The organism is Streptomyces stoeckheimensis, assembly GCF_045822005.1.
In the GTDB taxonomy this organism is placed as follows: Bacteria; Actinomycetota; Actinomycetes; order Streptomycetales; family Streptomycetaceae; genus Streptomyces; species Streptomyces stoeckheimensis.
This window is the reverse complement of sequence record NZ_CP169550.1, coordinates 1,242,174-1,256,177: the sequence shown is the minus strand read 5'-3', so window position 1 is coordinate 1,256,177 and position 14,004 is coordinate 1,242,174. Positions and strand designations below refer to the sequence as shown.

The window sequence follows — 14,004 nt, the reverse complement described above, 5'->3', positions numbered from 1 at the left end:
GCTCCCGGGAATCGGCGAAACCGGTCAGAAGGCAGCAAGATAACACGGCCATGTTGTTGAGGTCTGGGGGAAACCTCGGTTTGGGCTGGTGGAAAATGTTCGAGAGTGTTTATTCTCGGTGGGTGAAGAAGACCCTCGCGAAACTCGCGGACGGCCGCGAACTGATCTACTTCGACACCGACGAAGGTGCCGTGCGCGACGCGCCCGACCTGCGCCCACTGGATCCGGTGGACAGCCGGCCGGAACTGCGGCGCGACGAGGCCACCGGCGACTGGATCACCATCGCCTCCCATCGCCAGAACCGGACCTACCACCCGCCCGCCGGCGAGTGCCCGCTCTGTCCGTCACGAGACGGCCGGCTCAGCGAGATCCCCGCCGCCGACTACGAGGTGGCCGTCTTCGAGAACCGTTTCCCCTCCCTCGCGGGCGAGGCCGGACGCTGCGAAGTCGTCTGCTTCACCCCCGACCACGACGCGGGTTTCGCCGACCTGACCCCGGCCGCCGCCCGGCTGGTGCTCGACGCGTGGACCGACCGCACCGCCGAGCTCTCCGCGCTCCCCGGAGTCGAGCAGGTGTACTGCTTCGAGAACCGCGGAGCCGAGATCGGGGTGACCCTCGCCCACCCGCACGGCCAGATCTACGCCTTCCCGTTCGTCACGCCGCGCACCGCCAAGATGACGGCCGCCGCGCAGGCGCACCGCGCCGCCACCGGCCGCAACCTCTTCGAGGACCTGCTGAGCAGGGCCCGCGCCGCCACCGAGCGAGTGGTGACGGCCGGGGAGCACTGGATCGCCTTCGTGCCCCACGCCGCCCGCTGGCCGTACGAGGTCCACCTCTATCCGCACCGCCGGGTCCCCGACCTGACCTGCCTCACAGAAGCCGAGCGGGCCGAGTTCCCCTCCGTCTACCTCGACCTGCTGCGCCGCTTCGACCGGCTGTTCCCCGTACCGGAGGCGGAGGCGCGGACGGAGACGGAGGCCGAGCGGCCGCACAAGCCGGCCCCCACCCCCACCCCGTACATTTCCGCATGGCACCAGGCGCCCCGCACCCACGGCGAGGAACTGGCCCTGCACCTGGAGCTGTTCACCATCCGCAGGACCCCCGACAAGCTCAAGTTCCTCGCCGGGACCGAGTCCGGTACGGAAGCCTTCATCAACGACGTTGCTCCCGAGACGGCCGCGCGACGCCTGCGGGAGGCCCTGGCATGAGCCGCACCGAGCAGGCCGCGGCCGCCTTCACGAAGCTCTACGACGGCGCCCCCGACGGGATCTGGGCCGCGCCCGGCCGGGTCAACCTGATCGGTGAACACACCGACTACAACGACGGGTTCGCCCTCCCCATCGCCCTCCCGCAGACCACCCTGCTCGCCGCCCGCACCCGTACGGACGGCCGGCTGCTGCTGCACAGCGCGCAGGGCGACGGCCGGATCACCGAGCTCGCCGTGGCGGACCTGGCCCCCGGAGCGGTGCCGGGCTGGGCCGCGTACCCGGCCGGAGTGGTCTGGGCCCTCGCCGAGGCGGGACACCCGGTCGGTGGCGCGGACCTCCACTTCGACAGCAGGGTGCCCACCGGCGCGGGCCTCTCCTCCTCCGCAGCGCTGGAGTGCGCGGTCGCCGTCGCCTACGACGAGCTGTACGGACTGCGGCTGCCCGGGCCCGAACTGGCCCGGATCGCCCAGCGGGCGGAGAACGCCTTCGCCGGCGTCCCCTGCGGGATCATGGACCAGATGGCCTCCGTGTGCTGCACCACCGGGGCCGCGCTCCACCTCGACGCCCGCACCCCGGAGCTCCACCGGCAGGTCCCCCTCGACCTCCCGGGGCAGGGACTCGTCCTGCTCGTGATCGACACCCGGGTCTCCCACGACCTGGGCGACGGGGCGTACGCGGCCCTGCGCGCGGGCTGTGAACGGGCGGCCGGGCTGCTCGGCCTGCGCGCCCTGCGGGATCTGCCCGCCGGGAACCTCGCGGGGGCCCTGGACGAGCTCCCGGCGGAACTCGTACCGCTGGTCCGCCACGTGGTGACGGAGAACGGCCGGGTCGCCGAGGCGGTCGCCCGGCTCCGGGAGGGAGACGCGGCCGCCCTCGGCCCGATCCTGACGGCCGGTCACGCCTCGCTCCGCGACGACTACCGGGTCTCCTGCCCGGAGACCGACCTCGCCGTGACGGCCGCGCTGGAAGCCGGGGCCCTCGGTGCCCGGATGACGGGAGGCGGCTTCGGCGGCTCCGTCATCGCGCTGGTGGAGGCGGGCCGCGAGGACGCGGTGGGCGGGGCCGTCACGGCGGCCTTCGGGGCGGCCGGCCACCGGCTGCCGCGGCTCCTCACCGCGACCCCGGCGGCGGGCGCGCGCCGACTGGAGCTGTAGCCGGAGCGCGGGTACGAGCGCAAGCCGGGGCCGGGGCCCCGGGAGAAGTCCCGGCGCCCCGGCCCCGGCAGCCCGCCCGTTCAGGCCGTGAAGGGCGTGCCGTCCAGCGTCCAGTGGGCGTCCAGGCCGATGCCCAGCGCGGCGTAGACGTGGGCGGCGACATCGGTGTGCCGGACCGCCGGCGGCGTCACGCCGGCGGCCAGGCCCGGCCCGCAGGCCGCCACCCAGGCGGTCCGCTCCAGCTCGCTGCGTCCTCCGTGGCCCCCCTCGTCACGGTGTCCGTGGTCGGTCACCACGATGACCGTCCACTGTTCCCCGGGCTGGCCCGGGCGCTCGCGCACCGCCTTGAGGAGCCGGCCCAGGCGCTGGTCCGCCGTCTCGATCGACCGGCGGTACTCCTCGCCGCAGCCGAGGAAGTGGGCGGTCTCGTCGACGGCGCCGAGGTAGACGAAGGAGGCGTGGAGTTCCTCCCCGGAGCCCAGCACGTGCGCCGCTTCGGCGGTCACGGCCTCGTCCGCCTCCTCCCAGCCCTCCGGCGTGTCCGCGCGGGGGGCGATGAAGCTCAGCCGGCTGGGGGCGGTGAAGAGCGGGCCGCCCTGCTGGGCGAGGAACAAGGGGGCCCAGCCGCCGGCCGCGAAGGTGCGCCGCCCGCATTCGAGTGCCAGCCGCGTGGTGAAGTCGGGGAAGACGTCGAGCCGGTTGCCGTCGAGCCGGTTGCCCCACACCCCGTGCTTGGCGACGGTGACCCCGGTGGCGATGGTGGCCCAGCAGGGCCCGGACATGGTCGGTGTGGCCTCGTCGATCTCGACGGGGGCGAGGAACCCCGCGTCGGCTATCCCGTCGAGGTGGGGGGTGTCGAGCTGCGGCAGCAGGTCGAGCCGTACGCCGTCGATGCCGACGACCAGAACGTGGTGAGTGTGCATGGTCCGGTCCAGGGTGTCCGTGGGTGGGTGCGGATCTCTGCGTGGGGGCCGCGGTGGCCGGTCCGCAGGGTCAGGGGGTGATGCGGCGCAGCCGGATCAGCCGGCTCGCGTAGTCCCCGGCGGGCAGCGCGAGCTCGATGCCGCGGTGGACCAGGACGGCGCCGCTGTGCACCTGGTCCCGGTCCGGGTCCAGGTAGTGGGCGCCGGTGTCCAGTGAGGGCAGCTTGAGGGGGGCGGGCCGGTGGCCGAACCGGGTCGCGGGCCGCCAGGCGAGCACGGCGTGCTCGCCACCGTCCCCGGCGGCGTAGTGGACGGCCGTCACCCCGCCCGCGCCCTCGAGGCGGTGCTGGATCCCGTACTGGACCAGCGGGCGGATCTGCTTGTACTGGGCCACGAGCGCGGCGGCTTCGTCGAGTTCCTCGGCGGACCAGCCCGTCAGGTCCCCGCCGAGGCCGAGGGCACCGGACATGGCGACGTGGAAGCGGAAGCGCAGCGGGGTGCTCCGGCCGGTGGCCGTGTTGGGGCTGTCGGTGACCCACGCGGCCATGGTCCGGGCCGGGAAGAGCTGGCTGAAGCCGTCCTGGATCCCGATCCGGTCGACGGGGTCGGTGTTGTCGGAGGTCCACGCCTGGTCGGTGCGGGCCAGGATGCCGAGGTCGGAGCGCCCGCCACCGCCCGCGCACGCCTCGATGCGCAGGCCCGGGTGGTCCGCGCGCAGCCGGTCCATGACGCGGTAGACGGCCCGGGTGTGGTCGATCCACAGCCGGTCGGGATCGGGGTTCCCCTCCCAGCCGGCCTCGGTGAAGGCGCGGTTGGCGTCCCATTTGAGCCAGCCCACCCCGTGGTCGCGTACGAGGCCGTCCAGGGTGCGGTGGGCCCAGGCCTCGACCTCGGGCCGGGCGAAGTTCAGTACGAGCTGATGACGTAGTTCGGTCGCCTCCCGGGTGGGGGAGTGGAGGACCCAGTCCGGATGCGCGCGGTACAACTCGCTGTCGCGGTTGACCATTTCGGGCTCCACCCACAGACCGAAGGTCATGCCGAGGCGGTGGACCTCGTCGGCGAGGGGGCGCAGCCCCTCGGGAAAGGCCTCGGGGCGCGGGGTCCAGTCGCCCAGCCCGGCCCGGTCGTCGCGCCGTGCGCCGAACCAGCCGTCGTCCAGGACGAACAGTTCGGCGCCGAGTCCGGCGGCCAGGTGGGCCAGCTTGATCTGGCCGGCCTGGTCGACGTCGAAGCCGGTGGCCTCCCAGGAGTTGTAGAGGACGGGCCGCTCCCGTTCGGGCTCCGGCAGGACGTGGTCCGCGACGTAGCCGTGCCAGGCCCGGCTGGCCGCTCCGAAGCCGTGCGGGGTGTAGAGCCCGGCGAACACGGGGGTGCGCAGGCTCCCGCCCGGTTCCAGCGTCCAGCGCAGCCCCTCGTGGCCGAACCCTCCCGTCCAGGTGGTGCGGCCGACCGCGTCGCGGTGCAGCGTGATGCGCCAACTACCGCTCCAGGCGAGGGCTGTGCTCCACACCTCGCCCCGCTCCTCGGTCGCGGCGCCGTCGTCGAGGGCGAGCCAGGGGCTGGCGTGGTGGCCGGTGAGCCCGCGGCGGCTGGTCAGGACGGTCTCGGCGACGGGAAGCCGGTCGCGGCGCAGCTGGAACTCGCTGTTCCAGCCGCCCGTGAGGTGGCTGAGCCGGTAGTCGGCGAGCGTCGGGGCCGTCCAGGAAGCGGAGTCCAGCCGGTCGACGGTGATCGGACCGGCTTTGACCTCGGCCCCGGCCCCGGTCCCGGCCCCGGTCCCGGCCCCGGTCCCGGCCCCGGCCTCGGCCCCGGTGTGCGTGAGCTCCACCCAGCGTTCGACGACGTCACTGCCCGGCCGGACGCGGTAGCAGAGCTCCGTGCGCAGGGGATAGTGGCGGTCCGCGAGGAACAGCCGCAGTTCGCCGCCGTCGATGCGGTGCCCGGCGAACTCCCACTGGGCGCCGACGGTTCCGTCGGCGAAGCGGACCTGGAGGCCCGCCGGACCGAACCGCGCCCCGGTCTGCGGGGCCAGCTCGTCCGCCGCGGCCCCGGCCTCGAAGCTGCTCGCGGCGGGGGAGGCGCTCTCCGGCAGCAGGGCCAGGGCGGCGGTGCCGAGCGGTGCGCCCCAATGCAGGTGCCGCGGGCTGCCGTCGGGGCCGATGCGCAGGGCGTACGCGCTGTTCGGGGTGCGGAGCACGGCGATGCCGGAAGCGGGGTCGAAGGCGACGAGCGGGAGCGCGGCAGGCACGAAGAGGTCCCCTGAGGTCGAAGGCCCGTATGCGGGCAAGGAGTTGGCCAGAGGCTAGGGCTGACACCGGGGCGAAATCAATACTGGACGAAGTTATTTATTTGCTCTACGTTGCACCCGTGTTTCGAAACCACTCCCAGTCACCCCTGGTCACCGCACCGGCCGAAACGGCGGTCCTCGCCCTGCTCTTGGCCGAGGGCCCCCTCAGCCGGGTGGAGCTCGCGCGCCGGACCGGGCTCTCCTCGACGGCCATCACCAAGGCCGCGCGGCCGCTCATCGACGACGGGTACCTGTACGAACTCCCGCCCGAGCGCACCGCCCCCGGGGCCGGCCGTCCGGTCAACCCGCTGGCCGTCACCCCGGACCGGGAGTTCTTCGTCGGAGTGAAGATCAGCGACGACCGGCTGTTCGGCGTGGTGTGCGACCTGCGGGCCCGGGTCCGGGCCACGGCCGAGCGGACCCTCGACAGCCATGAACCGAGCTCCGTTGCAGCGCTGTTGACCGATTTGGTCGACGAACTGCTCGACACCGACACCGCGTTCCGGGACCGCACCCGGCACCTCGGCATCGCGGTCTCGGGCGACGTGGACCGCGGCGGCGGCCGGGTCCGTTTCTCCGGCCGCCTCGGCTGGCGCGACGTACCGCTCGCCGAGACGCTGGCCGGCACCACCGGTCTGACGGTCACCGTCGAGAACGACGTCAAAGCACTCACCATCGCCGAGCACTGGTTCGGTGAGGGGGTCGGCACCGGCTACTTCGCGCTGGTCACGATCGGCGCGGGGGTCGGCTCCGCGCTCGTCGTCAACGGAGAGCTGGTGACCGGCGCCTACGGAGTGGCCGGGGAGATGGGGCACATCCCCGTCGACCCGGCCGGTCCGCGCTGCCGCTGCGGCGCGGTCGGCTGCGTCGAGGCCATCGCCTCGACCGGCGCGATCCTCGAAGCGGTCCGCCGCGGGACCGGAGCAGCCGACCTCGGCTTCGACCGGGCCGTGGAGATGGCCCGCGACGGGGACCCCGTGGCCCGCGAGGCCTTCGCCCGGGCGGGCCGCGCGATCGGCGTCGGCATCGCCACCCTGGTCAACCTCGTGGGCCCGGAACGCGTCGTGGTCAGCGGCGAGGGCGCCGGTACCTACGACCTGTTCGGACAGCACATCAAGGACGCCTACGCGGCACACGCCTTCGGGGCCGCGGTCAAGTGCCCCCTGTCCCTGCGCCCGCTCCCCTGGGAGGAGTGGGCCCGCGGAGCCGCCGCGGTGGCGGTCCAGGCGCTGTTCCCACCGAGCACGGCCGCCGCGGCACTTCCGTAGCGGCGCACCACGCGTACCGCACCCGGCCCACCCGGCCGGTGCCCCTCACTGCCGGCAAGCACTGATGGAGGGCACCGAACGGGCCGGACACACCCACATCCCGCCTACCCTCACGGAAGGATGCGACATGAGCGCGCACAGAACCGAGCTTAGCCGACGGCGTTTTCTCGGCGGATCACTGATGATCGTCGCCGGAGCGGTGGTGACCACCGCCTGCTCCACCGACCCGAACGCCGGCGCCTCCGGCCAGGCGAAGACCACCCTGAACGTCTGGTTCCACGCGTACGGCGAGGCCGGCACGCAGCAGGCCGCACTGCGCTACGCGACCGCCTTCACCAAGGCCCACCCGGACATCGCCGTCAAGGTCACCTGGGTTCCGGGCGACTACTCCGGCAAGCTCAACGCGACCCTGCTCACCGACGCGGCCCCGGACGTCTTCGAGATCGGCGACTTCAGCGAGAGCCTGGCCCGCCGGGGTCAGATCGCCGCCCTCGACGAGCTCTACGGCAGCGACAGGTCGGACTTCAACGACAACGCCATCGCCGGTGTGGGCGTCGACGGCAAGCTCTACGGCGTCAAGATGATCGACGACGTCATGATGCTGTACTTCCGCAAGAGCGTGCTGTCCCAGGCCGGCATCACCCCGCCCACCACCTTCGACGAGCTGGTCGCGGCGGCCAAGGCCCTCACCACCAAGTCAGGCAAGGGCCTCTTCCTCGGCAACGACGGCCTCGGCGACAGCCCGATCCTCGCCGTCCGCTCGAACGGCGGCGACCTGGTCACCGACGGCACGGTGGCCTTCGGCTCCCCGCAAGCACTGGAGGCACTGAACGGCCTGCGGCGCCTGCACGAGGACAAGTCCCTGCTCCTCGGCTTCACCACCGACTGGTGGGACCCGTCCGCCCTCGTCCAGGGCGTCGTTCCGATGCAGTGGTGCGGCCTGTGGGCCATGCCCGCCGTCAAGACCGCGCTGGGCGAGGACTTCGGCGTCCTGCCGTGGCCCGCCTACAAGGCCGGGGGCACCCCCGTCGTGCGCGTCGGAGGCTGGACCAGCTGCGTCAACGCCAAGAGCAAGAACGTGGACGCCGCGAAGAAGTTCGTCCAGTGGCTGTGGATCCAGCAGGCGGACCTGCAGAAGGACTGGGCCGAGAGCTACGGGTTCCACGTCCCGCCCCGCAAGTCCGTGGCGGCGGGGGCCGCGAAGCTCACCGACGGAGCCGCCAAGGAGGCCGTGGAACTGGCCGCCAAGTACGGCAAGTCCAACCCGGGCACCTGGGACACCGCGGTCAGCTCCGCCTTCTCGGCGGCCGCCGCGAAGATCACCGGCGGGCAGGGGGTCCCCGCGGAGGTCCTGGCGGACGCGGTGAAGCAGGCCCAGGGCGCCATCGACAAGCAGCGCGGCTGATGCTCCCCGCACCGGAAACCACAGGGCCGTCCGGGCGGCCGGGACCGTCCCGGCGGTCCGTGGCCGGGGCGGCCCGCGCCGACGGCCCCCGCGCGGGCCGCCCCGGCGGCGGTCGCCTCCGCGCGGGCCGCCCCGGCGCGGGCCGCCCCCGCGCCGGCCGCTCCGCCTGGATCGCCTTCGCGCTGCTCACCGCTCCGATGCTGATCGGGCTCGGCGTCTTCAAGTACGTCGCCATCGGCTGGAGCTTCCTGCTCAGCCTGAGCGACGCGCGCGGCACCATCGCTCCCAGCCGGTGGGTGGGGCTGGACAACTACCGGGCCCTGCTCTCCGACGGGGCGTTCCGCGACTCCCTGACACAGATCCTGCTGTTCACCGCTTTCATCGTCCCGGTCACCTTCGCCGCCTCCCTCGGGCTCGCCCTGCTGGTCCACCGGATCCGGCGGGGGCGGGCGGTGCTGCGCACCGTCTTCCTCATCCCGGCGGCCGTCTCCTACGTCGCCGCCTCGCTCCTGTGGAAGATGTGCCTGTTCAACGGGCTCCCGTCCGGCATCGCCAACACCCTCGGCGGCTGGTTCGGCATGGACCCGGTCCCCTGGCTGCAGACCACCTCGCCACCGCTGTACTGGATCGTGCTGGTCACCCTCCGGCTCTGGCTCCAGGTCGGCTTCTACATGGTGCTCTTCCTGGCCGGACTCCAGGGCATCCCCAAAGATCTCTACGAGGCCGCCGCCCTCGACGGCGCGACCGGCCTGCGGCTGCTGCGCAGCATCACCCTGCCGATGCTGCGCAACACCTCCGTCGCCGTGCTCATGCTGCTCTTCATCGCCGCCTTCCAGGCCTTCGACGAGTTCTACAACCTCTTCAACAGCGGTCTCTCCGGGACCGGTTCGGCCCCCGTCCAGACCCCGCTGGGCTACCTGTACAACACCGCGATGGGCAGCCAGGACTACGGACTCGGATCGGCCGGAGCCTTCGTGCTCACCGCGCTCATCGTCGGGGTGACCCTGATCCAGGGGCGCTTCACCGGATTCGGCAGGAGCGAGGGATGAACCGCCCATGACGGCATCGAGACTGTCCGGAGCGCTGTGCCTCTGCGCGCGCGGACTGCTGGTGGGCCTGCTGACGACGGCGTTCCTGACGCCCTTCTACCTGATGCTGCGGGGCTCCCTGATGGACGCCCGGGGCATCACGTCGCCGCACTGGACCTGGTGGCCGTCGACGATGCACTTCGAGAACTTCTCCGCACTCTTCGACGACCCGACCCTGTCCATGGGCCGGGCGCTGGCGAACTCCACCGTGATCGCCCTCATCACGGCCCCCGTCTCCACGCTCCTGGCCTCCGCGGCCGGCTACGCCTTCGCCAGGATCCCCGTACGGGGACGCGGCGTCCTGCTCGGCCTGGTGGTCGCCACCCTGATGATCCCCGGATCGGTGACCTTCGTCCCGACCTTCGTCGTGGTCGGCTCCCTGGGCGGCGTGAACACGCTGTGGGGCATCATCGTGCCCGGCCTGTTCAACCCCTTCGCCGTCCTGCTGTTCCGCAACTTCTACCTCCAGTTCCCGGCCGAGATCGAGGAAGCCGGACGACTGGACGGGCTCGGCTGGTTCGGCCTCTACCGCCGGATCGCCCTGCCCAACTCGGGCGCGATGCTCGCCTCGCTCGGTGCGCTCTCGTTCATCGACAGCTGGAACTCCTTCCTGTGGCCCCTGGTCATCGGGCAGGACCCGTCGGCCTGGACGGCCCAGATCGCCCTGTCGACGTTCCTCACCTCGCAGACCATCAACCTGCCCGGCCTGTTCGCCGGGGCCGTCGTGACGATCGTCCCCCTGGTCGTCATGTTCCTGGTCGCCCAGCGCTACATCGTCGCGGGCATCGCCACCAGCGGCCTCAAGGGCTGAGCGCCAAGAGCACGACACGGAACCGCAACCGCACATGCACGGCACGGCACGGCACATCCTCCCTCTCCGAAGGATCCAACGTGACAGGCACACCACTGCTCCGACGCGCGGCATCGGCACTCGCCGTGCTGTCCGCGCTGCTCCTCGGCACCACGACCGCGGCCGGCGCGACGGCCCCCGCCCCCGCCCCCGCCGCGGTCGGCGCCCCGGCGGCGCCCACCGTCCTCACCGGCCCCGAACTGGCCGCCTCCTGGACCGCACCGCTCAGCACCCGGGGCCGCTGGATCGTCGACGCCGCGGGGAACCGCTTCAAGCTCAAGGCCGGCAACTGGGCCGGCGCCCAGGGGACATGGACCGGCAGCGGGGACATCAACGATCCCGCCAGCCACCACCAGGGCATATCCGCCCACAACATGCCCCTCGGCCTGGACCGCGCCCCCATGGCCGCCATCCTGGCCGACTTCCACCACCTGGGCCTCAACAGCATCCGGCTGCCCTTCTCCAACGCCCTCGTCCACGACACCGCTCCCGTCCCGGACACAGCGGTCGCCGCGAACCCGCAGCTGAAGGGCAAGACCCCGCTGCAGGTGCTCGACGCGGTCATCGCGGCGCTCACCGCCGACGGGTTCGCGGTCATCCTCAACAACCACACCACCACCGCCCGGTTCTGCTGCGGCCTGGACGGCAACGAACGCTGGAACAGCAGCCAGAGCACCCAGCAGTGGCTGGACGACTGGGTGTTCATGGCGAACCGCTACAAGGCGGACAAGCGGGTGGTGGGCGCCGACCTGCGCAACGAGGTGCGCCGTGACACCTGGGACGACCCCAACTGGGGCTGGTACGACGACCACGACGCCTACGCGGCCTTCGAGGAGGCCGGGAACCGGATCCTGAAGGCCGCCCCCGACCTGCTGATCGTCATGGAGGGCATCAACTGGTACGGCATCCCGCTCGCCGGACTCCCGCACGGGCGGCCGCAGCTGACACCGGTGGCCAACCTCTCCCACACGCTGATCGAATCGGGCAAGCTCGTCTACTCCGCGCACTTCTACGCCTACACCGGCCCGGCCAACACCGGCGCCGGCAGCGGACCCGGCTCCACCAACGACCCCCGCTACCAGGACTTCACCCCCCAGCAGCTCGCCCAAGTGGTCGACTCCGAAGCCCTGTTCGTCACCCGGGCCGGCCAGCACTTCACCGCTCCGGTGTGGATCAGCGAGTTCGGGGCCGGCGGCCTCGGCTCCGACAACGCCAAGGAAAAGGCCTGGCTGCACAACTTCACCGACATCCTCGTGGCCAACGACACGGACTTCGCGATCTGGCCCCTCGTCGGCTGGACCGACGCGGCCGGAGTCCCGATGGACAACTGGGCCCTGCTGTCCTACGGGGCGACCGGTGCCCGCCGGGGCATCGAGGACGGTGGCGACTGGCGGGCCGACGACTGGCACAGGCTGGTCGGGACGGCCGGACGGACCGGCCAGGTACCGCAGGTCAACCACTGGAACATGCTCGACCTCGACCACGCCGACTACAACGTCTCCGCCGTCATGTCCGCCAAGGCGGACTGGTCCCCGGGCAACCGGAAGGGTAACTGCCCGGACACCGAGCGGCTGACGGGCCTGGCCCGCAGCTCCGGCAGGAGCCTGTGCACCGACGCGGCCGAACCCGCCAAGGCGGGCGGCGCCTGGACCACGGTCACGGACGAGCGATTCGTCACCGGGGGTGACTGGGCGAGCGGCTACAACAAGCTGCAATGCCCCGCGAACTCCTTCGCGGTCGGCTACAGCATCCGCAACAACGCCATGTCGGCCCTGCTCTGCGCACCGGCCGCCACCACCCTGCCCGTCACGAACCGCCTGCTCTGGTTCGACAAGGGTGACAACCGCCCCGCCACCGGCGGTTCGAACGCCAGCGACTGGGCGCCGGGCCGCTACAAGGGCCAGTGCAACGACACCGAGTACATCGCCGGTGTCGCCTACACCTGGAAGTGGAACCACGGCGGGGTTCCCGACGCCCTGCTGTGCCGCCCCCTGAGCTGACCCCCCTCACCCCTCCCCTCCTCCCCTAGGAGCGCACGGCATGCCCCGACTGGAGATCGCCGCAGACGGCTTCCGTCTCGACGACCGGCCGTTCCGCATCGTCTCCGGTGCACTGCACTACTTCCGCGTCCATCCGGAGCAATGGGCCGACCGGCTCCACAAGGCACGCCTGCTGGGCCTCAACACGGTCGAGACCTACGTCCCGTGGAACCTCCACGCCCCGCGGCGCGGGGAGTTCCGGCTCGACGGGGGTCTCGACCTGCCCCGGTTCCTCGACCTCGCCGCCGCCGAAGGCCTGTACGTCCTGCTGCGCCCGGGCCCGTACATCTGCGCGGAATGGGAGGGGGGCGGCCTGCCCCCGTGGCTCCTCGCCGAGGAGGGCATCGCACTGCGCAGCCGCGATCCGCGCTTCCTGCGGGCCGTGGACGAGTACCTCGGCGTGCTCCTGCCGCCCCTGCTGTCCCGGCTGGGCAGCCGGGGCGGCCCGGTGCTCGCCGTCCAGCTCGAGAACGAGTACGGGGCCTACGGCCAGGACCCCGGCTACCTCGCCGAATTGGCCGGACTGCTGCGCCGGCACGGCGTGGACGTTCCCCTGTTCACCTGCGACCAGCCCGCGGACCTGGCGCGCGGCAGCCTCGAAGGAGTACTGAGCACCGTCAACCTCGGCAGCAAGGTCGAGGCCGGGCTCACGGAGCTGCGTGCGCACCTCCCCGAAGGGCCCCTGATGTGCTCGGAGTTCTGGATCGGCTGGTTCGACCGCTGGGGCGGACCCCATACCGTGCGCGGCCCCGAGGACGCCGCGGCCGACCTCGACCGGCTGCTCGCCGCCGGCGCCTCCGTGAACATCTACATGTTCCACGGCGGAACGAACTTCGGCTTCACCAACGGCGCGAACGACAAGGGAACGTACCGGCCCACGGTCACCTCGTACGACTACGACGCGCTCCTGGACGAGGCCGGCGACCCCACGGCCAAGTACGCGGCCTTCCGGGAGGTCCTCGCGAAGTACGGCCCCGTCCCCGACGGGCCGGTGCCCGCACCCGGCGCGAAGCTCGACCACGGACCGGTCGAACTCACCGACTCGGCGCCTTTGTTCGAGTACACAGACTTCCTCGGCGGGCCGGTGGAGGGTGATCGGCCGCTCACGATGGAGCAACTCGGCCAGGACTTCGGCTTCGTCCTGTACGAGACCCGGCTGGCGGCCCGCGGCCCGGCCGTGCTGTCCGTCGAGCACGTGCGCGACCGCGCGCAGGTCTTCGTGGACGGACAGCCCGTCGGCGTACTCGAGCGCGAGAGCCACGAACACGCCCTCTCCTTCACCGTGCCCCGCCCCGGAGCCCGGCTGTCCGTACTCGTCGAGAACCAGGGGCGGGTCAATTACGGGCCGGGCATCCACGACCGGAAGGGACTGCTCGGCCGCGTCCTCGTCAACGGCCTGGCCCCGGAACGGTGGACCAGCCGGGCCCTGCCCCTGGACGATCCCGCCGACCTCGCGGGTCTGCCCTTCGGCGCCTTCGATCCGATGGCGCCGCCGGTGGGCCCCGCCTTCCACCGCGGGTACGCCGACATCGACGAGCCGGCCGACGGCTTCCTCGCCCTGCCCGGCTGGACCAAGGGCAACGTCTGGATCAACGGCTTCGCCCTGGGCCGGTACTGGTCCCGCGGCGCGCAGGCCACCCTGTACGTCCCCGCCCCGGTGCTCCGGGCGGGCCGCAACGAGATCACCGTCCTCGAACTGCACGCCTCGGCCACCCGCACGGTGGAGCTGCGCGACCGCCCCGACCTGGGCCGCACCGAGGACTGACCCGCCGTCCGGCCCAC

The 14,004-nt window shown here is 72.3% G+C and carries 10 protein-coding genes; 8 read left to right on the top strand and 2 right to left on the bottom strand.

Features of this window, described 5'->3' with window-relative positions; genetic code table 11:
- The first annotated feature begins 122 nt into the window (after positions 1–122).
- Positions 123–1,208 (top strand): galactose-1-phosphate uridylyltransferase, encoded by a 1,086-nt coding sequence (gene galT, locus ACE1OC_RS05915; protein ID WP_407836062.1) that lies wholly within the window; start codon positions 123–125, stop codon positions 1,206–1,208.
- Complete coding sequence (gene galK, locus ACE1OC_RS05910) at positions 1,205–2,362, top strand: galactokinase (RefSeq protein WP_407836061.1); 1,158 nt, start codon at positions 1,205–1,207, stop codon at positions 2,360–2,362. The genes galT and galK overlap by 4 nt, the downstream gene beginning before the upstream one ends.
- A gap of 80 nt (positions 2,363–2,442) precedes the next feature.
- Here galK and ACE1OC_RS05905 read toward each other — a convergent pair whose 3' ends face one another.
- Positions 2,443–3,285, bottom strand: coding sequence for an alkaline phosphatase family protein (locus tag ACE1OC_RS05905; RefSeq protein WP_407836060.1), 843 nt, complete (start codon positions 3,283–3,285; stop codon positions 2,443–2,445).
- 70 nt (positions 3,286–3,355) lie between these two features.
- The gene (locus ACE1OC_RS05900) at positions 3,356–5,533 is read right to left on the bottom strand and encodes an alpha-galactosidase (protein ID WP_407836059.1); all 2,178 of its coding nucleotides are present in this window, start codon (positions 5,531–5,533) and stop codon (positions 3,356–3,358) included.
- Between the two features lie 119 nt (positions 5,534–5,652).
- Between ACE1OC_RS05900 and ACE1OC_RS05895 the strand changes: the two genes are divergently transcribed.
- The 6 genes from ACE1OC_RS05895 to ACE1OC_RS05870 all read left to right on the top strand — a co-directional run bounded on the left by ACE1OC_RS05895 (position 5,653) and on the right by ACE1OC_RS05870 (position 13,987).
- Positions 5,653–6,840 carry an ROK family protein gene (locus ACE1OC_RS05895; RefSeq protein WP_407836058.1) on the top strand — a complete coding sequence of 396 codons (1,188 nt, stop codon included), beginning with the start codon at positions 5,653–5,655 and terminating at the stop codon, positions 6,838–6,840.
- 181 nt (positions 6,841–7,021) lie between these two features.
- Positions 7,022–8,245 carry an ABC transporter substrate-binding protein gene (locus ACE1OC_RS05890; RefSeq protein ID WP_407836057.1) on the top strand — a complete coding sequence of 408 codons (1,224 nt, stop codon included), beginning with the start codon at positions 7,022–7,024 and terminating at the stop codon, positions 8,243–8,245.
- The gene (locus ACE1OC_RS05885) at positions 8,245–9,294 is read left to right on the top strand and encodes a carbohydrate ABC transporter permease (protein ID WP_407836056.1); all 1,050 of its coding nucleotides are present in this window, start codon (positions 8,245–8,247) and stop codon (positions 9,292–9,294) included. The genes ACE1OC_RS05890 and ACE1OC_RS05885 overlap by 1 nt, the downstream gene beginning before the upstream one ends.
- 7 nt (positions 9,295–9,301) lie before the next feature.
- Positions 9,302–10,144, top strand: a complete 843-nt coding sequence (locus tag ACE1OC_RS05880) for a carbohydrate ABC transporter permease (RefSeq protein ID WP_407836055.1) — start codon at positions 9,302–9,304, stop codon at positions 10,142–10,144.
- 80 nt (positions 10,145–10,224) lie between these two features.
- The gene (locus tag ACE1OC_RS05875) at positions 10,225–12,183 is read left to right on the top strand and encodes a glycoside hydrolase family 5 protein (RefSeq protein WP_407836054.1); all 1,959 of its coding nucleotides are present in this window, start codon (positions 10,225–10,227) and stop codon (positions 12,181–12,183) included.
- Between the two features lie 40 nt (positions 12,184–12,223).
- Entirely contained in the window at positions 12,224–13,987 is a 1,764-nt protein-coding gene (locus tag ACE1OC_RS05870; protein WP_407836053.1) for a glycoside hydrolase family 35 protein, read from the top strand.
- Positions 13,988–14,004: the final 17 nt, after the last annotated feature.

Bases quoted from the DNA above. Each gene is read 5' to 3' on its own strand.
- ACE1OC_RS05885 (WP_407836056.1), top strand. From the start codon at position 8,245: ATGCTCCCCGCACCGGAAACCACAGGGCCGTCCGGGCGGCCGGGACCG.
- ACE1OC_RS05905 (WP_407836060.1), bottom strand. From the start codon at position 3,285: ATGCACACTCACCACGTTCTGGTCGTCGGCATCGACGGCGTACGGCTC.
- ACE1OC_RS05880 (WP_407836055.1), top strand. From the start codon at position 9,302: ATGACGGCATCGAGACTGTCCGGAGCGCTGTGCCTCTGCGCGCGCGGA.
- ACE1OC_RS05890 (WP_407836057.1), top strand. From the start codon at position 7,022: ATGATCGTCGCCGGAGCGGTGGTGACCACCGCCTGCTCCACCGACCCG.
- galK (WP_407836061.1), top strand. From the start codon at position 1,205: ATGAGCCGCACCGAGCAGGCCGCGGCCGCCTTCACGAAGCTCTACGAC.
- ACE1OC_RS05870 (WP_407836053.1), top strand. From the start codon at position 12,224: ATGCCCCGACTGGAGATCGCCGCAGACGGCTTCCGTCTCGACGACCGG.